Genomic DNA, 20,494 nt, shown 5'->3' on the forward strand with positions numbered 1-20,494 from the left:
CACACCAATCGGGCTTTTACGGGATAAGCATATTAAACATGTAACTCATCAACGTTTAAAAACTGGAGGGAATGGATCATGAAATTTTTTATTGATACTGCAAATCTTGAGGACATAAAAAAAGCATATAAACTTGGAGTTTTAGCTGGTGTTACAACGAATCCTTCTTTAGTAGCAAAAGAGGGCATTAAGTTTGAAGACCGTATTGCAGAAATTTGTCAGGCAGTGCCGAAAGTTGAATCTGTTTCGGCAGAAGTAACGCCAGATGCTGTTACAGCTGAAGAGATGATCGCTCAAGCAGAGGAACTGATTAAGATTAACGGCGGCGATGAAAAAGTTACAATAAAACTTCCGATGACGCTAGCAGGATTAGAAGCTTGTCGCTATCTTACTGAAAAAGGTGTAAAAACGAACGTTACACTTATTTTCACAGTGAACCAAGCTCTTTTAGCGGCTCGAGCAGGTGCAACGTACGTTTCTCCATTTTTAGGACGCTTAGATGATATTTCTGAAGATGGCGTATTATTAGTTGCTAAAATTGCTGAATTATTCGATGTTCATCAATTAGATACACAAATTATTGCGGCTTCTGTTAGACATCCAGATCACGTAACTCGTGTAGCGATGGCAGGTGCTCACATTGCAACAATCCCTTATAAAGTAATTGAGCAACTTGCTATGCACCCATTAACAGACCAGGGTATTGAGAAATTTGCTGCGGATTGGGCGAAAGCTCCTAAATTATAATGCATGAAAGTGAAGGTGCTTTCAGAAAATTGCTTTTCATGAGAGGACAAATCCTAAGTAACTTCATCGTTTAAACTGGATCCTGAGTTTGTAGTCTTACTACGTGAAAAAAGCAGAGATGAAAGCGTCATTCACTTTTAAAAAAGGAAAAATTGCTCGCGCGAAGCGTTTATCACAATAACATTATAATTATGAAAGAGAAATCCCCTTATTAGAGAGATGATTTAAAGTGTATCTCTAATAAGGGAGATTCTTTTTATATAAATCATTATGATGTGAAGATGCTTTTAAGCGTATAGCAATATGTAAAGGTATCTTTTACTCAAGTAAGAACTATATAGGTTCTTTTAATTATATAGCAATTATGAAAGGGTTTACATAAAGGGGGATTGAGTATGAATATGTACCTTTTAATTATTACATTATTATCAATTGTAATTGTTATTTTAGGGGTATCTTGGTGGAGATGGCATGCGTTTATTAGTTTAACGATTGCAAGTTTGTTTTTAGCAATTATGTCTGGAATGCCAATGGATAAAATAGTGAGTGCTTATGAAACGGGAGTCGGAAGTGTTCTAGGACATTTAGTAGGCATTTTAGTATTAGGTACAATTTTAGGGAAAATGATGGCAGAGTCAGGTGCTGGAATGCAAGTGGCAGAGTTCTTTATTAAATCCTTTGGGATAAAAAACTTACCGTGGGCTATGTTAATTGCAGGTTTTATTATTGGAATTCCGGTGTTTTTTGAAGTAGGTATTTTAATATTACTGCCGTTAGTAATTTCAATTCATAAAACTACGAAACAAAATATTTTATTGATAGCGTTACCAGCAATTGCTGGGCTATCTGTCGTACACGGCCTTGTTCCTCCACATCCAGGGGCAATCGTTGCAATTGGTATTTATAAAGCGAATCTTGGGAAGGTACTAATGTATTCACTCATTATTACATTTTTTGCAGCGATTATCGCAGGTCCTATATTCGCTAAATGGATTCACAAACGTGTAATTCCTGAAAATGAGCCAGAATTGATTCGTGTAAATACAAAATCAACGAAATTACCAGGAATAGGAGTTTCATTTTTAGTTATATTGTTACCTGTTATGTTAATGGTTTTAGCTGCAGCAGCTCCTTATGTGCCTCTTTCTAATACTTTGATGAAGATTGTCACATTAATCGGTAGTCCTATAATTGCACTATTGATTGCATGTTTTGCGGCGTTCTATTTTCTTGGATTTCGTCAAGGTATCGATAAAAAAGCTATTAAGAAGATAACAGAAGATAGCTTATTACCAATCGGTTCAATTGTTGCGATTATTGGTGCTGGCGGGGGATTTAAGCAAATTCTTATCGATAGTGGTGTAGGCAATGCTATTGCTCAAATGTCTGAACATTTAGCTCTATCCCCAATTGTATTAGCATTTATGGTTGCTGGATTAATTCGAATTGCGACAGGGTCAGCGACAGTCGCTTTAACAACAGCAGCGGGTATCGTTTCTCCAATCGTTGAAAATACGACAGGTGTGAACTTAGAGTTACTCGTTATTGCAACAGGTGCAGGAGCACTTATGTTTTCACACGTAAACGATGCTGGTTTTTGGATGGTAAAAGAATACCTAGGGTTAACAGTGAAAGAAACATTTAAAACATGGACGGTATTAGAAACGTTACTTTCATTTATCGCTTTTGGAGGAGTTTTACTACTCGATATGTTTGTTTAAGATAAAGATGTTTCTATTTAGATAATTGTGGCATACAACGTTATCAATAGATAAAAGGAATGTATTTTTATGGTGGGATACTGTAACGATTTTTTGTTAGGAGGAAGAAATGGTGAGCTCAAAATATATGATTGGTGTAGACATTGGGACAACTAGTACAAAATCAGTTCTATTTTCTACTGATGGATCTGTTATTGCTAGTCATGGAATTGAATATCCTTTATATTCTCCTACGCCTGAAACAGCGGAACAAGACCCAGAAGAAATTTTTCGTGCAGTAATAAATACGATTAAAGAAACTGTACGATCAAGTAGTGTACAGCCAAGTGATATTCTTTGTGTCTCTTTTAGTTCGGCAATGCATAGTATCATTGCTGTAGATGAAAAGGGAGAGCCGTTAACGAGATGTATCACTTGGGCAGATAATAGAAGTGCAAGCTGGGCGGAGAAAATAAAGAATGATATGAATGGTCATGAAATTTACCTTCGTACTGGGACACCAATTCATCCGATGTCACCACTTTCGAAATTAGTTTGGCTACAGAATGAGAAGGCAGAGTTATTCGCAAAAAGTTATAAATTCATTTCTATTAAAGAATATGTTTTTTACAAGTTATATAAAGAGTATGTAATTGATTATTCTATAGCATCAGCAACAGGGATGTTTAATTTGAAATCTTTAAAATGGGATGACGAGGCTTTACATGTTGCGGGAATTACAGATGAAAAGCTTTCAAAGCTTGTTCCAACAACGCACAGTTTAACAGGATTAGATGAAGAGCTTGCCAAAGAGATGAATGTACCTGTTTCTACGCCTTTTGTAGTAGGAGCGAGTGATGGAGTACTATCTAATTTAGGGGTAAATGCAATAGATCCTGGCGTTGTGGCTGTTACAATTGGTACAAGCGGTGCGATTCGTGCTGTAACAAATCGTCCTGTAACAGATCCAAAAGGGAGAATCTTTTGTTATGCGTTAACTGAAGACCATTGGGTAATCGGTGGTCCAGTTAATAACGGTGGTATGATTTTCAGGTGGGCTCGTGACCAATTGGGTACTTCAGAGATTGAACTTGCGAAGCGTTTAGGAAAAGATCCATATGAAGTACTTACTGAAATAGCAGCAAAAGTGAATCCTGGATCTGACGGTTTATTATTTCACCCGTATTTAGCAGGGGAAAGAGCTCCTTTATGGAATGCAAATGCACGAGGATCTTTCTTTGGACTCGGATTGCATCATAAGAAAGAACATCTGATCCGTGCTGTTTTAGAAGGAGTAATTTATAACTTATATACAGTTCTTCTCGCTTTAAAAGAGCTAATTGGTGAACCGAAAAAAATTCAAGCGACAGGTGGTTTTGCAAGGTCGGAACTTTGGAGACAGATGATGGCGGATATTTTCCATCAAGACGTATATGTTCCGGAAAGCTTCGAAAGCTCTTGCTTAGGAGCTGCCATCCTCGGTTTATATAGTTTAGGTGAAATAGATACGTTGCATGTAGTTTCTGAAATGGTAGGTGCAGATTTTCATCATGAGCCAAACATGGAAAGTGTGGAAAAATATAAAGATTTAACGCCAATCTATATCCGTCTGTCCCGTCAATTGGAAGAAGAATATGAAAGTATAGCAGCGTATCAAAAAAAGTGGGTTTAAAAGCTATTTACCAAGAAAATATGGTAACGTATAAAGAGGTACTCCGATTTTTTAGGATACTCTTTCAACATAAAATATGTTAAGAAGTATGATGAATGAAAAATATAGGGAGAGAGGGTTATGAAAATGAAGGATAACAAAGAGTTTATCGGATATGTTGGAACATACACGAAAGAAAATAGTGAAGGAATATATAAGTTTACTTTAGACACAGAAGCAAAAAAAATTAGTAATGTAACACTTGCCGCTAAGCTGGATAACCCTACATATGTAACGATTAACCGAAATAATGAATATCTCTATTCTGTTGTTAAGGAAGGCGAAGCTGGCGGTGTAGCTGCTTATTCCATTGATAGTCATACTGGAGAACTAAAAGCGAAAAATAGACAAGTAGTAGAAGGTGCTTCTCCTTGTCATATTAGTGTTGATAGTGGGAATCATACAGTAGTTACAGCGAATTACCATAAAGGAACGATTGAGTCTTTTGAAATAAATGAAGAAAATGGAACTGTAAATCCTGCTGCATCTATTATGGCACATGAAGGTTCAGGTCCGAATAAAGAAAGACAAGAAAAACCACATGCACATTACGCGGGATATACTCCTGATGAAAAATATGTGATAGGTGTTGATTTAGGGATAGATAAATTAATTACGTATGAAATAAAAGATAGTACATTAATAGAAGTGAATAGCCTGTCTGTGAATCCGGGAAGTGGACCAAGACACATTGCTTTTCATCCAAATGGAAAATACGCTTATGTAATGACGGAGCTTAGTTCAGAGGTTATTGCGCTAACATATAACTCGGAAGAAGGATCCTTTACAGAATTACAGTATATTTCTACTCTTCCAGAACAATTTGATGAAAATAGTCAAGGCAGTGCTATCCATATTTCTTCTGACGGCCACTTTGTATATGCAGGTAATCGTGGTCATAATAGTATTGCTGTTTTCAGTGTGGATCAAAACTCAGGCCAGCTTACATTTGTGGAACATACATCTACAGAAGGAAATTGGCCGAGGGACTTTGTATTAGATCCGACTGAAAAGTTTCTTGTTGCTACAAATGAAAAGTCACATAATCTTGTGTTATTTTCAAGAGATGAATCTACAGGTAAGTTAACACTTTTACAATCCGATGTTGTTGTGCCAGAGCCTGTTTGTGTGAAGTTTTTAAATATATAATTTCAGATGCCTAAACAAAAGCAAAGCGATATCGCTTTGCTTTTTATTATTTCTTTTTCGGTCTACGTACTAATTCGCCGCCGCAGTTTGGACAAACGTTATGTCTTTCTTCTGTACATGGTGCGCAAAATGTACATTCATATACACAAATGTATGCTTCAGAATCTTGTTCGAGCGATTGATCGCAAATTTGACAGTTTGTTTTCATTTCTAGTGCCATAATAAGTCTCCTTTTTAGTTAGAAAATTTATAATTTAATTATAATTCATTAAATAGAAATAGTCCTTTTCAATTGAAAGGAAATCGAATGATAAAGTTATGAATTGAAACGAAAGATGCTGGTTTATTTTAAAATTGATTATTTATTACAGTTGGAATATTATGAAATAGTCAAAAGACAACAGGGGGTATAGATTTTGACTAATCATAACGATCATTTAAAAGCAAACTGCGAAAAATGCTTCGGTCTATGTTGCGTTGCATTACCGTTCGCAGCATCGGTAGATTTTGCAGTGAATAAAGATGGTGGTAAACCATGTTCCAACTTACAATCAGATTTCAAATGTAGTATACATAAAAATCTTAGAGGAAAAGGTTATAAAGGTTGTACAGTATTTGAGTGTTTCGGTGCTGGACAGAAGATTTCTCAGGGTACGTTTAAAGGGATTGATTGGCGGAAAGATGCAAAGCATGCAAGAAAAATGTACGATGCTTTTCCAGTTATGCATCAACTTCATGAAATGCTTTGGTATTTGAATGAGGCGATTCTTTTAAAGGCAACACAGCCAATTCATAAAGAGCTGGAGAACGCAATTGAGGAGACAGAGCGACTTTCGAATTTAAATCCAGATGAGTTAATGAAAATAAATGTTCCAATGCATAGGGCAGAGGTGAACATTCTCCTTTTAGAAACGAGCGAACTAGTATGGAAGGAAATGAATACTGCGCGTAAGAAACGAATCATACACCGTGGAGCAGACCTTATGGGAGCGAATCTGAAAAAGAAAAATTTACAAGGTGCAAATTTAAGAGGAGCTTATTTAATTGCGGCTAACTTAAATGGTGCAGATTTAAGAGGAGCAGATCTCATCGGAGCAGATTTGCGAGATGCAGATATTCGCGGGGCTGATTTTACTAATAGTATTTTTCTGACGCAAGTTCAAGTTAATGCTGCGAGAGGGGATAAGCATACGAAATTACCGAAATTATTGTCCCGTCCATCGCATTGGAGTGCGTAAAGAGTGAGGAGTGTTTAGTGTGGATATATTTCAGTATTTAGAAGAGATGCAAGAGGATGTCTTTTCGTTAGCAGTAGAGCAAATAGAAGCGAAGTATTATGATATATACCGATTTGTATTGGTTTTCACGACCAAGATCCAATAATGCGAACGGGCAGAGACTAAGAATCTCTGCCTGCTTTTTATTTCTTTTCAAAAGTAGTAATGAAAACGCTACATATAATGAGAATACCACCAATGAAAAAGTTACTATTTAATGTCTCATTTAATAAGAGCCAGCCAAGTAACGATCCAACGATAGGTTGGAAGAAGAAAAATAAGGAACCGATGCTTGCATCCATTAATTCCAATCCTTTATTCCAAAGGAAAAAGGCACCTGCTGTTGAGACGATTCCTAAGTATAATACGCCTAATATTACGTACGTATTTACTGTTCCGATAGAGGCCGCTTGTAGTTCCCATATCATAAAAGGTGTAATAAAAAAGAGTGAAAAGAAAATTGCGTACGTTGTAATAACTAAGGATGAAAATTGGATTGAAGCGATTTTTACATGAATAGATAGTAAAGCCCACGTAATAGCAGCTCCAACTAAAATGATTGTTCCGATAAAATAAGAGCCGATTTCAATGTCCCATCCGATTACGATAATGACACCGATTGTCGCTATTATAGTAGATAAAAGTCTACGAGCAGTTAGTTTCTCTTTCAAAATGAGCGCTGCAAATATAACCATAAATGCAGGTGTAGCTGATGTAACTAACGAGCCTGTATGAGCGTCGGATAATTTTGTTCCGATAAATTGGCATGTGATCGAAATGAAATAGCCGATAAATCCAATCCAAGCGAAGAGGAGCCAATCTTTTTTGCGAATGGTTACTTTTTTCTTTTGCTTTTTCTCAGCTAGTTTTAAAATGCCATACAAAACAACAAAAGCGATAATAAAGCGTAGCCAAACGAGTGTTAGTGGTGGGATAAAATCGAGTACGTATTTGCTAACAACATACATACCGCCCCATATACTTGCTGCTAGTGATAAATATATAGCTCCTAAAATTGTTTGTTTCATGTAAAGTACCTCCGTCTATTTTTAGGGTATTATGAGTTCCCTAAGACGAGGCGTAGTGTATGTGTTATATGATTGCCCGTCTTAGTTTATAGACGGCCTACAGGTTGATCGTTTTCGAATGAAGTGTTGTAGTACATGCGTGCATTCCTCCTCTTTAAGTTATAATGATATTATAACTTAATTTTCTGATTATTGGAGGTTGTTATGAAATATATCGTTATAAAATCACATGTTAGCAATTATCCTAATCCAATTCGCTTAGAAGAGGGGGATGTAGTGAAAATGATAGAGAGTTACGCTGGTCCGGAAAACTGGGAAAACTGGATGTTTTGTCACGAAGAGAAGTATAACCGGAAAGGATGGGTTCCGGAGCAAATTATAAGAAAAGATATGAATGGAACAGGAATTATTATAAAACAATATACTGCGAAAGAATTAAATGTGAGTATTGGAGAAAGATTGATCGGATTAGAAGAATTGAATGGATGGGTTTGGTGCGAAGGAAGAGATGGTGAGAAGGGCTGGGTACCAAAGGAAAACTTACAAAAATATTAATAATAATATTTGATCAATAATTAGGAAACATATTTTTGCTTATGAGTATATTGGTTGTAGGATAAAAAGTAGATTAATAGAGAAAGAGGAGGAGATTATTATAACTACAACCGTTATTTCACATTTTTACAATGAAGAGTATTTATTGCCATGGTGGCTTATGCATCATATGAAACTTTTTGATCATGGTATTTTAATTAATAAAGGTTCAACAGATCGTTCCGTTGAGATTTGTAAAAAATTCGCACCGCATTGGGAGGTGCGAGATTCTGTAAATCCAGAGTTTGATGCATATGCGACAGATCATGAAGTGATGAGGATAGAACAAGAAGTACAAGGATGGAAAATGATTTTAAATACGACTGAGTTTCTTTGCGTGCAAGATAAAAATCAGTTTTGGAAATCGCTAAATGAATTGGGGGGGAGGATGTATTGGCTGGACGGGCTTATTATGGTTGATGATCCTAACTACAACTATCCAGACCTTAACTTTGGAATACCTTTAATGAAACAGCGATTTCATGGTTATTTACCAGAAGATTGGCCGTTATGGAGAAGAGGTAGATTTATTCATAATCATGAGCATGGAAGTTATACGGTTGGAAGACATTTATCTGCGCATGAATCGATGATTTATCCACCTCTTGCCTGTATATTATGGTTTGGGTTTAGTCCGTGGAACGATGCGATGAGAAAGAGAAAGTTACAAATTGGTCCGACTCTTTCTGAAGCTAGTAAGCATGGGGGAATGGGGACGCATCATATTATTACGTCGGAAAGATTAGGAGAATGGTATAAGGAATTAGCGAGAGGAACGAAGGATTTACGTTTTAATGATGCATATCGTTATGTTTTTGTATAAATGATTTCCACCATAAAATTGTTTCTTCAATTCCTGTATTTAGATCGTATGTTGGTTTCCAGTTTACTTCAGTTTTTAAACGTTCTACATTAACCCCGACAAATAAAGGTTCATCTTTAGAGAAAGGGATTGCACCTAGTTTAATTAAATGTTCTTTTCCTATCTTTTTAGCAATGATAGAAGCTAACTTTTTAATTTGTACAGATTGACCAGAAGCGATATTGATGGTGCCTGTAACGCTGTGTTCTAATATTGTTACGAGAGCGTCAGCGACGTCACTCACATGGAGGAAATCTCTCGATTGTTTTCCATGTGTACATAGTGCTTCCTCGTTTTTTAATAAGGAAGTGATAATGTTAGAAACGAGCCGATTACCTTGTTCGTGAGGTCCATACATATGAAAAATGCGGCCCCAACACATGCTGAGGCCTGTTTGTTGTGCATACGTTTCTAGCCAGGAGTGCAGTGCATTTTTACATAAAGAATACGGGGTTTTATAGGAAAGGAGCGGTGAATCTTCAAATAATACGCCGTTAAACCATTCGTACTCTGCGCCAGTACCTGCAACGACAACACGCTTTCCGCCGCATGTTGTGAAGTGTTGAATCAATGAAATACTAGACTTTAGCCAATAGTAATTATTAATAGATACATAGCATGCTGGTGGCACCGCTTCCCAAGCAAGGTGAATGAGATGGCTAGGCTGAACATCCGAAATGAATTGTTTTACTTCGTCATCGCGAAGCAAGTTTACTTTATGCCAATGGCAAGGGAGGTGAGAGGGGTTATTTTTATTATACGTGGCGTGCACTTCATATCCCTTTTGTATAAGTGAATGTACAACATATTTACCTATCCAGCCACTACCACCTGTTACAACAACTTTCTTCATGGCTCGATCACCTCAATTTCTGGAACCGTCACTAAAAATTTACCGCCCCATTCACGAATGAAAGAGCATTCTTTCATAATTTCGTCTTTCAAATTCCAAGGAAGTATAAGAATGTAATCCGGTTTTGTACGTTTAATTTCTGCTGGAGATTTTATTGGAATACGAGTTCCTGGTAAAAGGAGATTTTGTTTGTGAGGATTTTTATCTACTGTATAAGCTAGAAATTCTTTACCTATCCCGCAATAATTCAAAAGGGTGTTTCCTTTAGCTGGAGCACCGTAACCGATAATTTGTTTGTTTAAAGCTTTCGCTTCAATAAAAAACTTTAAAATATTTATTTTCAATTGTTCGATGCGTTTAGAAAAAAGGAGATAGCAATCTAAAGTATCTAACCCGTGGTCGACTTCTTTTTGAATTAATTTTGTAACATTGGAATGGATAGTTGATTGGGCACTTAGATGGTTTACAAAAATCCGTAAGGAACCACCATGCGTTGAAAGTTCTTCTACATCAACAATTTGTAAATGATGATAACTTAAAACTTTTTGAAGGCTTATAAGTGAGAAGTAGGAAAAGTGCTCATGGTAGATAGTATCGAACTGTTTAAAGGATATGAGGTTTAATAAGTGTGGGAATTCAATTGTTATCGTGCCATCTTGTTTTAATAACGTTTTTAAACCGGCAACAAAATCATGCAAGTTTGGAACATGTGCTAATACGTTATTTGCGACGATTAAATCGGCTTGTGGCAATTTTTTTGCTAAGTCATTACTGAAAAAATTCACATGAGTAGGAATTCCTTTTTTGATAGCAATTTCTGCTACGTTTTTCGCGGGTTCAATTCCCAATGTCTCGATATTTTCTTTTTTAAAGTATTGTAATAAGTACCCATCGTTACTTGCGATTTCAATCACTTTTGAATGTTTCGTTAAGTTGAAACACTTAATCGCCATTTCTACATATTGTTTAGCGTGTAGTAGCCAACTTGAGGAGTAAGAGCTGAAGTATAAATAGTTATGGAAAATATTTTGTGGGGATTCAAATTCATCTAGCTGTACGAGTAAACAAGAGTTACAAACAAATGTGTGCAGCGGATAAAAAGGTTCCATTTTATATGAGCTTTCAGGAGCTACAAATGAATTAGCAAGAGGGGAAATGCCCAAATCTAAAAAAGTGTTGGTTAGTAATGAGTGGCAAAAACGGCATTTTTTCTGTTCCATTTTATAGCCTCCTTATAAATTTTTGAATGCATCGATTTGTTGTCGTGTGAAAGATTCTATATTTTCACCAGATGCATATTTTTTGTACCAATCAACAGTCCAAGCGATAGCATCATCTGTTGATAACTTAGGAGTCCAGCCGAGTTTGTTTACTGCTTTTGTACTATCGAGTGTTAAAACAGGTGATTCATAAGGAGTATTTGTAGAGGAGGAAATGATTGTTAGTGGGTTATTCCATAATTTTATTACAGATTCAATGACATCATGAACGGTTCTGTTAGGTTCATTCATTGGGCCGAAATTCCACGCTTCTGCATATTTAGCATCATTCCAAAGTTTCTCAGCTAAAAGGATATAGCCATGTAGAGGATCTAAAACATGTTGCCACGGACGGACGGCATATTTGTTTCGAATACACAAAGTATGATTGTGCAAATATGCCCGAATGATATCAGGGAATAATCGGTCTTCTGCCCAATCACCACCGCCGATGACGTTACCAGCTCTGACTGAGGCGAGTTTCTGGGTATTAGTGCGGAAGAATGATTCTTGATAGGATGTTGCCGCTATTTCAGCGCAAGCTTTACTAGCGCTATAAGGATCGAAACCTCCTAGTCGGTCATTTTCCACGAACGCTCGGTCGCCACTACCGTCATTCTCATAACATTTATCGCTTGTCACATTAATAATGGCACGTACGCTTTCGACGGACTTTGCTGCTTCTAGCACGTGGACAGTACCTAAAACATTCGTTTTGAATGTATCGATAGGATTTTTGTATGAAGCGGTTACGATTGGCTGAGCTGCTAAATGAAATATTATGTCAGGTTTATGCTGCTTCATGGCATGAAATAAAGAATGGTAATCTGTAATATCGCCTTTCATTGTCGTGCACTCTTTTGCTACGTTACCTTGTTCAAAAATGTTAGGAATGGATGGGGGATGAGAAGAAAAGCCTACTACTTCTGCACCTAAAGAACTTAAGAAAAGGGTGAGCCAGGAGCCTTTAAATCCAGTATGTCCTGTAATAAATACTTTTTTCTTATTCCAAAAAGATGATGAAGCCATATTACCAAACCTTCCACGGAGCGTTATTACTTTCCCATAGCTCGACTAATTTATTTTTATCGCGCAATGTATCCATCGGATGCCAAAAACCAGAATGTTGATATGCGGCCAATTCATTTTTGTTTACTAACTGAACTAAAGTGTCTGTTTCAAAAACAGACTTATCTCCACTAATGTAATTGAAAACTTCAGGATTTAAAACGAAAAATCCACCGTTAACCCATCCGCCATCACCTAATGGTTTTTCTTGAAAAGATGTTACAGACTGTTTATCTAATATGAGAGAACCAAATCTACCAGGAGGTTGTACGGCAGTAACAGTAGCCATTTTTCCATGTTTTTTATGGAATGTAATAAGTTCTTTTATATTTACATTACTTAATCCATCACCATAAGTGAGGCAGAAAGGTTCGTCTCCGACATAATTTTGAATCTTTTTCACTCGGCCACCCGTTTCGGTATTTACACCAGTATCGATTAGTGTAACTTTCCATGGTTCTACACGATGAGAATGGCTAGTAATTGTATTATCGTTTAACTGTATTGTGAAATCAGACATGTGTAAGTTGTAATTTAGAAAGAACTCTTTAATTGCATATCCTTTATAGCCTAAGCAAATAATAAACTCAGTAATCCCGTAATGACTATACAAACTCATAATGTGCCATAGAATGGGCTTTGTTCCAATTTCAATCATAGGTTTCGGTTTTAAATGTGTTTCTTCCCCAATTCTTGTACCGTACCCACCAGCAAGAATAACAGCTTTCATTTTTTCCTCCTAAAATAAAAATTTATTATTTATACAGTATTCATGTTTTATGCAAATGAGATTGTTTTTGATTAAGTGAATGAAAATGTTTGAGGTGATGACGATGCAGAAAATATTACGGTTTGAATTTTGGAAATAATTCTTGATATTCAGGGTTATGACGGAGGTCTTGTGTTAGGTTACTAAGCTCTAAAAAACGTATGTCCAGTACTTCAGGAGATTGACCGTAATGTGTTTGAAGTCCCATTTGAACACCCCTTTTTGAAAGGGTAGGTGTAATTTGTAATTTTCTTGCCTTTGATTGTTCATTCCAAGGGCTAAAATAAAATTTTAAAATAAATGAAGGATAGTCATAAATTATATATCCGTGCCGCGAATGATGTCTACCAGGTAAATATGCACCGTCTAGATGATTGTGAATAAATCTCCAAGCACATCCGAGATTTGGGTTATAAGGGAAGACACCGTGGTATCGCTGTTCTACTAAGGGGATAGAATATCTAGGCTTTGAATAATTATAATTATGATTATCTATCATTAAAATCATTCTAATCGCATACATGTTTTGGCCTAGTGTATGAAGAGATGAAAAAAATTCTTCAGTATTATTACAACAAAAGAATTCAGTAGTATTTAAAACGATTTTCCAACCTGAAACTTCTCTTTCAATTTCCATCACTTCAATATCAGTATTAGTTGGATCAAACTCAAGAAATCTTGAATTTCGTACTTCCCAGTGGGGTGCTAATAGTTTACAAATCTCTACGGAACGATCTGTAGACCCTCTATTAATTAAAATGCCGTGATCGAATATTTTCGTGTGATGCATAAGCCACCATGGAAGTAGGTATTCTTCATTATAAAAATGAGAAATGATTGTCTTTTTCATATTAATTCCCTCCTATACAAGCAATCATTATTAGTAGGATATGCTTTTAAATAAGAAAGGTTAAAAGTGGCAGACAATGTAGTGATTAGGTAGTAGTTTAGTAATTTTATTGTATAAGTGTAGATTACTCGTATTGAATCATCATAGGAGGAGATTGGAATTTTGTATAAATTGTGAATAATAAACCGTCACGTTTGACTGTACAGTTTATGTGTTGTATGATGTAAGTAATATAAACAAGGGGGGAAGATCGTTGGGAAGGTGTATCGAATCGGACAGTTGGCTCTCATGGCTCACGTGTCGAAACGAACGATTGATTATTATACGAATCTAGGTATCTTAAAAGCGGAGCGATCTCAATCTAATTATCGCTATTACGACGAAACAGCATTTGAGACATTACAATTTATTGAGAAGTGCAAAGAAATGCATATGCCGCTTTGTGAGATTAAAGAGAAAATCGAGGAGAAGAAGAAGCTGCTCGGTATCAATGAACACGTTTCGAAACAAGTGAATGAAGTGACAGACCATATTCATCAATTAGAAGTGGAGCTTACTGAGTTAAAGCCGCTTTTAGATGGATTGACTGATTCACAACGTGAAAAAATATCGAAATCTTTATCTGGTCAAACGACAGCTTTAATACAGACACTTGCTCTATTATTATAGAATAAGTGAAATCCGACCTCTTTAATTTTTGTATCGGGCTATGTTTTCTAACAAACAAATAAGAAAACATTATAGTATACAGGAGGTGGACACCTTAGTTTTTTAACTAAGGGGATTCATTGGAAATATTTAATTTAGTCATGGTTGCGATTTTAATCGCATTTACTGGATTTTTCGTAGCAGCAGAGTTTGCGATTGTAAAGATACGTTCAAGCCGTATCGATCAGCTTGTTGCGGAAGGAAAACGCGGTGCTTTAGCAGCGAAAAAGGTAACAACAAATTTAGATGAATATTTATCTGCTTGTCAATTAGGTATTACAGTTACAGCTATGGGATTAGGTTGGTTAGGTGAACCGACAATTGAAAAGTTATTACACCCGTTATTTGAGAAATGGAACTTAAATCCTTCTATTTCATCAGTACTAACATTTGGTCTTGCTTTTATGATTATGACGTATTTACACGTTGTAGTAGGGGAATTAGCTCCAAAAACGATGGCAATTCAAAAGGCTGAAAGGGTAACGTTATTATTGGCAGGTCCATTAATGATGTTCTATAAAGTAATGTATCCATTTATTTGGGTATTGAACGGTTCAGCTCGTGTGATAACTGGTTTATTCGGTTTAAAGCCAGCTTCAGAACATGAAGTAGCTCATACAGAAGAAGAATTACGTCTTATCCTTTCAGATAGCTATGAAAGTGGCGAAATTAATCAAGCTGAATACAAGTATGTAAATAACATTTTTGAATTTGATAATCGCATTGCAAAAGAGATTATGGTACCGCGAACAGAAATCGTTGGTTTCTACCTGGAAGATTCAGTAGAAGAACACATGAAAGTAATCCAAAATGAGCGATACACACGTTATCCGATTTTTGGAGAAGATAAAGATGATATTATCGGTATGGTCAACGTAAAAGATTTCTTTATTCGATATATGACCGAGGATCAAAAAGATTTATCATCTATTCGCTCGTATATGCGTCCGATTATTGAAGTGATGGAAACGACTCCAATTCACGATTTATTACTTCAAATGCAGAAGAAGCGAATTCCGATGGCTGTTTTATATGATGAGTACGGAGGAACAGCTGGAATTGTAACGCTTGAAGATATCTTGGAGGAAATCGTCGGCGAAATTCGTGACGAATATGATGAAGATGAAGCACCACCAATTCAACATGTGAACGAGCAACATATTATTGTTGATGGAAAAGTGCTTATCTCAGAAGTGAAAGATTTATTTGGATTACACATCGAAGAAGATGATGTGGATACAATCGGTGGATGGATTATGATGCAAAATCATGAAATCGAAGAAGGACAACACGTTGAGGCGGAAGGTTATGAATTTAAAGTGTTAGAAAAAGACGCTTACCAAATTAAACGTGTTGAAATTCGTAAGATGGAACAAGAACAAGAAGAAGAGAAAGCAGCAACTGTGTAAGTTGCTGCTTTTCTTCTAAAGTACAAAAAATGAGAACTTAGGAGCGGATATTTTGATTCAAGAAGCCTTACGTGTATATCGATTACAATTGTATGTGATCTTTAGTGGTTTACTACTTATGTGGACGATTACTCCGTTTGGAAAACAAGTGACAGGGTTCGGTATTGGATTAGCAGTAAGCGCCTATTGTCTTTGGTTATTAGCTCGCAGAGTGGAGAAACTCGGAAAAAGTATCGTAATGAAGGAAAAGGCTCCTGGATTAGGAGTTTTAAACCGATTTGCAGCTGCTATTTTAGGAGCTATCATCATGTATGAAATTGAGCATGAAATGGAAATGTGGGCATTCGGTACAGGTATTTTAGGTGGTCACTTTTTAATGATTGCAAATTTAGCGCATGCAAATATGCAGTTAGTGAAAGAAGAAGAGAAGCAAAGAGAACATGTTTCGAAAAATATAGAGCTATGATGAAAGGGACCTAATCAGGTTCCTTTTTTAGTTTAGCGATATGATACAAGTAATCAAATTAACGACAAATATAATACGCTTCTTTTTTGTGTTTTTCAATAGTATGAAAAATAATAAAAAAATTTTAAAAAACCCATCGATTTCTAAAGGTTATGTATGTTATTATGACAAAAGACTTTTTGAAAGAGGTGGATACCAATGTTACAAGCGCTACTTATTTTTGTGCTTCAAATTATTTACGTTCCAATATTAACAATCCGTACGATTTTGCTTGTAAAGAATCAAACAAGATCCGCTGCTGGTGTTGGATTGTTAGAAGGAGCTATTTACATTGTCAGTTTAGGTATTGTGTTTCAAGATTTATCAAATTGGATGAACATCGTTGCCTATGTCATTGGCTTTAGTGCGGGACTGTTATTAGGCGGTTATATAGAGAATAAATTAGCAATTGGTTATATTACGTATCAAGTTAGTTTACTAGACCGTTGTAATGAATTAGTAGATGAATTACGTCACTCTGGATTTGGCGTTACAGTATTTGAGGGCGAAGGTATTAATTCTATACGTTATCGCTTAGATATCGTCGCAAAGCGTTCTAGGGAGAAAGAGCTTTTAGAAATCATTAATGAAATTGCACCGAAAGCGTTTATGTCTTCGTATGAAATTCGCTCGTTTAAGGGTGGATATTTAACGAAGGCGATGAAGAAAAGAGCGTTAATGAAAAAGAAAGATGAACATGCATCGTAAAAAAGAGGAGTAGTGCTGCATTAAAAGCGCAGTATAAGTCCAAATGTAAAAGGGAGGAATCTATTTTGATGTAGATTCCTCTCTTTTTTATTGTTAATTGAAAAACTAAATCGTATAATTATTTTTTCTACTCATCCTCAAATTAATGATTAGCCATATAACTTGAAAAAATACCGGTATGATAAACGCGATTAATATAACGATAAGTGATATGGATTTAATTTCAGGTGTTTGAATAACACCAGCACCATCAACCTCTCGTAACCAAATAATAGCGGCCCATATTCCAAAAACGATAATCCAAAATAGGTTACCAATCCACCAAGAAATCCATCGTTTTTTCATGTTAGCACCCCTTACATTTATCTACTGTTAAAAGTATATTTTCGTTCGTTACATTTATAATGAAACAACTTTAAAATTAGTTTTTAACTGTATATCTAACTTGTTTGAAGGTTACTATTTCTCCATCATCATTATCATCTTTCGTTTGCAAAAGTTGAACTTTTGGTCTGTAGTCTGTCCGATGAGCGTGTTCGATATCTTTAATGTTAAGCTTGTAGGATTCACCATTCTTTAGCTTTTGTTCTAACACTTTTTTATTAGCAACATAAATAAAAGTTACTTTATTTTCATCAATTCCCTCGTTCTTAATTTCTAACTCATTATCTTTTGCTGTGATCGTTGGTGTTAATAATTCCATACTGCCTTTCCCGCTTTCTAAAGAATTCTCTGCTATAGTTGAACATCCTGATAGTATGATTCCGGTGAATAGAAGAACAAGTAATTTCCTTTTCATAACATCCCCTCCGATTCTATGTGATTTTTGATTTTGGCATTGTTAGACTGCTAGTGTGGAGCGTAAATGTTTAGCTAGTACTCTTTTTATTGTACCATAATATGTAAATTAAAAAAGGCTGTATATCCAATGTAAGAGAGACTGAAAAATTTACTTATTGTTGTAAATTCGTGTGTTTTAGCTTCTATTTCAATCGAAATGTAGACGAGAAAAAGAAATTTTTTTATAGAAATTATAATTTTTACATTTTACTATAATGATAGGGAATAGATGAATTCATTTACTTCGGAGGTAGTTATTTGAACATTAATGAGAAGGCAATTGAAATGTTTGAACAAAATAAATATGAGGAAGCAATGGAACTGTTTCAACAAGCAGTACATGAATCTAGAGACGTACAATCTCTCAATAATCTTGCCTGGATGTATTTTTATGAGGAAGAGAATGATGATAAAGCTCTTGAATTAATAAGAGAAGTTGTTAAGTTGAATCCATCTTCATACTTTCCTTATAACATCTTAGGGGACATTTACATGAAACAAGAAAAATGGACAGAAGCGAAAGAAGCATTACAAAAGTCTATTTCGATTCAACCATCAGATGAAGCATATCATAATGTAGCTGTAGCGCATTATAACCTTGGAGAGCTGGAAAAAGCTTCAGAATTTTTCTTGCGAGTTGCAGGGGATTCGGACTATATCATGTATAGCTATGTAAAATGTTTAATTGATTTAGAACGAACGACAGAAGCAAAAGAGAAGTTAGATACTTTTAACAGGGAGTCTGATAATTTTTTAGGGGAAATTCATGTAGCAGATTTATATGTTGAGTTGAATTGCTATAAAGAAGCAATTGAATGGTTCGAAAAGGGATACAAAAAATGCTGGAAAAGTCCTAATTGGATTAGTAGATTTGTTTATGCTCTATATAAAGTGAATCATTTCTCGCGTATAAATGAAGTGATACGGGAATCTATCGAAGCGAAAACAGCAGAAATAAAAGATGTCGAGAATGAAGAAGTAGAAGACAACTGGACAGAGAAAGATAAGAAAGAGTTAATTGAGGAATATACAGAAGCGAATAATGATTATAAAACAATGATAGAGCGTATTAAATCAGGATATGTTCCAGGGTTAGAATTTGAAACGGATTTTATAGGTGGGTGCTATTTGTTTGGTTGTAAAAGGCATAATCATCTTGAATATGAAGAATAAAAAAATCGACTGTCACATATGATGGTCGATTTTTTTTATTATAGGACGCTTGTATTACATAGGTATATATCTATCCTCTTTAGAGGCCACTTTTTTTATATTCAAAATATGTAGTGAAATAAAACCAGTAAGCCCTATTCCGCCAAAAATAAGCCATGGTGTATACACTCCGCTTAAGTTGGATGTAAAAGATGTACCGGTATAATTACCAATGATAAAACCAAATGCGAGTGATAGTTGATAAAATCCAAAGAAAGTGGCTGTATATGATTCATTACTGTAATTTGCAATAGCGATATCAGCGTTTGGTAATACAAGTGTTTCACCGATTGTAAATAAAATTACACAAATAAAGAGCCAATATGGGTGTTGAAATAAAGGAATGAGTAAAAAGGAAATACTCATTAGTAAAACACCGTATTTAATAAAGGAAAGGGTGTTGTATTTGAGAAAGAGTTTTCGGAATAACACCATAAATAGGACGCCTGTTATTGCATTTATCGTAATGACTAATGTAGCAAGTTGATTGCTACTACTAATGTTTTTCATATGAAGTGGAAGTGCGACAGTAAGCTGAGTAAACATAATATAGAAGAAAATCATGATAAAGGAAAACAGAAGGAAAGACTTGTTTTGTAAGATGGCCTGTATTCCTAATGTAATAGACGTGTTTTCAGTAGTGACTTGGAAGTGATTTTTAAGTAAGTAAAAGATAAAAGCGAATAACAGCATAAGAGATCCTGTTAGAGAGAAAGCGTAGAGTGGATCGAGTAAGAGTAAGAACCCTCCTGCAATTGGTCCGATTATTGCACCGCAATTAAAGCTAAGGTTTAAATATGTAAATAAATTTTTTCTCAAATGAGCTGGTTGTGAACCGAATATGGCGCGCGCAGCAGGTTCGTAAAATGCAGTTCCGAAGCCAATAAGTGCAGAAGAAATAGAAATTGTATAGAAATCAGAGCATATTCCTAAAGCGATAAATCCGATTCCTCTCAAAAATAAACCGGATATCATCATAATGATATAGCCTATTTTGTCAGCAATTAACCCTGAGAATAATGGGATAACTCGTGATGTAATTGTCATAACCGTCAACACTGTTCCTACTTGGACAGCAGAAAAATGAAGAAAGGTTAATAGATAAATAGCTAAAAATGCGTATACTGCAAAATACCCATCACTATCAAGCTAAGATTATACAATATCAAGTATAGTAGAGATTATTTCTTTTTTCTAAAAGCCAGGCTTAGAAAATTTAAAGGTTTGCATGCGAAATAAACCCTA

At 35.6% G+C, this 20,494-nt stretch carries 22 protein-coding genes and 1 pseudogene; 13 read left to right on the plus strand and 10 right to left on the minus strand.

The genetic code is table 11. The annotated features are described in order from the left end of the window. Window positions 1-78 precede the first annotated feature (78 nt). From fsa to MR168_RS18325, 4 genes are all read left to right on the plus strand, one after another. Window positions 79-747, plus strand: a complete 669-nt coding sequence (gene fsa, locus MR168_RS18310; protein WP_000667676.1) for a fructose-6-phosphate aldolase — start codon at window positions 79-81, stop codon at window positions 745-747. 395 nt (window positions 748-1,142) lie between these two features. Next, entirely contained in the window at window positions 1,143-2,468 is a 1,326-nt protein-coding gene (gntP, locus tag MR168_RS18315; RefSeq protein WP_086411596.1) for a gluconate permease GntP, read from the plus strand. A 109-nt stretch (window positions 2,469-2,577) separates the two neighbouring features. After that, window positions 2,578-4,119 (plus strand): gluconokinase, encoded by a 1,542-nt coding sequence (gene gntK / locus MR168_RS18320; RefSeq protein WP_086411597.1) that lies wholly within the window; start codon window positions 2,578-2,580, stop codon window positions 4,117-4,119. Between the two features lie 120 nt (window positions 4,120-4,239). Next, window positions 4,240-5,307: a lactonase family protein gene (locus MR168_RS18325; RefSeq protein ID WP_086411598.1), complete on the plus strand. Its 1,068-nt coding sequence runs from the start codon at window positions 4,240-4,242 to the stop codon at window positions 5,305-5,307. Between the two features lie 46 nt (window positions 5,308-5,353). Here MR168_RS18325 and MR168_RS18330 read toward each other — a convergent pair whose 3' ends face one another. Next, a complete protein-coding gene (locus MR168_RS18330) occupies window positions 5,354-5,527 on the minus strand; it encodes a DUF1272 domain-containing protein (RefSeq protein ID WP_001162788.1) in 174 nt (57 codons plus the stop codon). Window positions 5,528-5,723: 196 nt separating this feature from the next. Between MR168_RS18330 and MR168_RS18335 the strand changes: the two genes are divergently transcribed. After that, complete coding sequence (locus MR168_RS18335; RefSeq protein ID WP_000181428.1) at window positions 5,724-6,545, plus strand: pentapeptide repeat-containing protein; 822 nt, start codon at window positions 5,724-5,726, stop codon at window positions 6,543-6,545. 19 nt (window positions 6,546-6,564) lie between these two features. After that, window positions 6,565-6,690 carry a hypothetical protein gene (locus MR168_RS33400; RefSeq protein ID WP_254909184.1) on the plus strand — a complete coding sequence of 42 codons (126 nt, stop codon included), beginning with the start codon at window positions 6,565-6,567 and terminating at the stop codon, window positions 6,688-6,690. 37 nt (window positions 6,691-6,727) lie between these two features. Here MR168_RS33400 and MR168_RS18340 read toward each other — a convergent pair whose 3' ends face one another. Beyond that, window positions 6,728-7,612 (minus strand): DMT family transporter, encoded by an 885-nt coding sequence (locus tag MR168_RS18340; RefSeq protein WP_000814760.1) that lies wholly within the window; start codon window positions 7,610-7,612, stop codon window positions 6,728-6,730. 204 nt (window positions 7,613-7,816) lie between these two features. Here MR168_RS18340 and MR168_RS18345 point away from each other — a divergent pair, with 204 nt between their 5' ends. Further along, the gene (locus MR168_RS18345) at window positions 7,817-8,167 is read left to right on the plus strand and encodes an SH3 domain-containing protein (RefSeq protein WP_000875289.1); all 351 of its coding nucleotides are present in this window, start codon (window positions 7,817-7,819) and stop codon (window positions 8,165-8,167) included. Between the two features lie 61 nt (window positions 8,168-8,228). Beyond that, window positions 8,229-9,029: a glycosyltransferase family 2 protein gene (locus tag MR168_RS18350; RefSeq protein ID WP_086411599.1), complete on the plus strand. Its 801-nt coding sequence runs from the start codon at window positions 8,229-8,231 to the stop codon at window positions 9,027-9,029. On the opposite strand, the gene MR168_RS18355 is transcribed toward MR168_RS18350, so the two are convergent. The 5 genes from MR168_RS18355 to MR168_RS18375 form a co-directional block, all read right to left on the minus strand. Continuing rightward, window positions 8,998-9,921: an NAD-dependent epimerase/dehydratase family protein gene (locus MR168_RS18355; RefSeq protein ID WP_000758375.1), complete on the minus strand. Its 924-nt coding sequence runs from the start codon at window positions 9,919-9,921 to the stop codon at window positions 8,998-9,000. The genes MR168_RS18350 and MR168_RS18355 overlap by 32 nt on opposite strands. Further along, window positions 9,918-11,141 carry a class I SAM-dependent methyltransferase gene (locus MR168_RS18360; protein ID WP_086411600.1) on the minus strand — a complete coding sequence of 408 codons (1,224 nt, stop codon included), beginning with the start codon at window positions 11,139-11,141 and terminating at the stop codon, window positions 9,918-9,920. The genes MR168_RS18355 and MR168_RS18360 overlap by 4 nt, the downstream gene beginning before the upstream one ends. A 12-nt stretch (window positions 11,142-11,153) precedes the next feature. Continuing rightward, the gene (rfbG, locus tag MR168_RS18365; RefSeq protein ID WP_086411601.1) at window positions 11,154-12,209 is read right to left on the minus strand and encodes a CDP-glucose 4,6-dehydratase; all 1,056 of its coding nucleotides are present in this window, start codon (window positions 12,207-12,209) and stop codon (window positions 11,154-11,156) included. Between the two features lies 1 nt (window position 12,210). Continuing rightward, entirely contained in the window at window positions 12,211-12,978 is a 768-nt protein-coding gene (rfbF, locus tag MR168_RS18370; RefSeq protein ID WP_000648807.1) for a glucose-1-phosphate cytidylyltransferase, read from the minus strand. A gap of 115 nt (window positions 12,979-13,093) precedes the next feature. Further along, window positions 13,094-13,867, minus strand: a complete 774-nt coding sequence (locus MR168_RS18375; protein WP_000750973.1) for a glycosyltransferase family 2 protein — start codon at window positions 13,865-13,867, stop codon at window positions 13,094-13,096. Window positions 13,868-14,128: 261 nt separating this feature from the next. Between MR168_RS18375 and MR168_RS18380 the strand changes: the two genes are divergently transcribed. The 4 genes from MR168_RS18380 to MR168_RS18395 all read left to right on the plus strand — a co-directional run bounded on the left by MR168_RS18380 (window position 14,129) and on the right by MR168_RS18395 (window position 17,197). Beyond that, a complete protein-coding gene (locus MR168_RS18380) occupies window positions 14,129-14,536 on the plus strand; it encodes a MerR family transcriptional regulator (RefSeq protein WP_000285635.1) in 408 nt (135 codons plus the stop codon). A gap of 119 nt (window positions 14,537-14,655) precedes the next feature. Beyond that, entirely contained in the window at window positions 14,656-15,984 is a 1,329-nt protein-coding gene (locus MR168_RS18385) for a hemolysin family protein (RefSeq protein ID WP_000402258.1), read from the plus strand. A 52-nt stretch (window positions 15,985-16,036) separates the two neighbouring features. Beyond that, complete coding sequence (locus MR168_RS18390) at window positions 16,037-16,450, plus strand: ATP synthase subunit I (RefSeq protein WP_086411602.1); 414 nt, start codon at window positions 16,037-16,039, stop codon at window positions 16,448-16,450. A 198-nt stretch (window positions 16,451-16,648) separates the two neighbouring features. After that, window positions 16,649-17,197, plus strand: coding sequence for a DUF2179 domain-containing protein (locus tag MR168_RS18395; protein ID WP_000938438.1), 549 nt, complete (start codon window positions 16,649-16,651; stop codon window positions 17,195-17,197). A 105-nt stretch (window positions 17,198-17,302) separates the two neighbouring features. On the opposite strand, the gene MR168_RS18400 is transcribed toward MR168_RS18395, so the two are convergent. Next, entirely contained in the window at window positions 17,303-17,542 is a 240-nt protein-coding gene (locus MR168_RS18400) for a DUF3923 family protein (RefSeq protein ID WP_000747695.1), read from the minus strand. Between the two features lie 76 nt (window positions 17,543-17,618). After that, on the minus strand, window positions 17,619-17,996 hold the full coding sequence (locus tag MR168_RS18405) for a hypothetical protein (RefSeq protein ID WP_086411603.1): 378 nt from the start codon (window positions 17,994-17,996) through the stop codon (window positions 17,619-17,621). A gap of 299 nt (window positions 17,997-18,295) precedes the next feature. Between MR168_RS18405 and MR168_RS18410 the strand changes: the two genes are divergently transcribed. Then, window positions 18,296-19,210: a tetratricopeptide repeat protein gene (locus tag MR168_RS18410; RefSeq protein ID WP_016122885.1), complete on the plus strand. Its 915-nt coding sequence runs from the start codon at window positions 18,296-18,298 to the stop codon at window positions 19,208-19,210. Between the two features lie 54 nt (window positions 19,211-19,264). Here MR168_RS18410 and MR168_RS18415 read toward each other — a convergent pair. Continuing rightward, window positions 19,265-20,392 (minus strand): annotated as a pseudogene (locus MR168_RS18415) (MDR family MFS transporter); the annotation flags it as partial. Window positions 20,393-20,494: the final 102 nt, after the last annotated feature.

This window comes from Bacillus cereus group sp. BfR-BA-01356, from assembly GCF_022663635.1.
GTDB classification, from domain to species: domain Bacteria; phylum Bacillota; class Bacilli; order Bacillales; family Bacillaceae_G; genus Bacillus_A; species Bacillus_A cereus.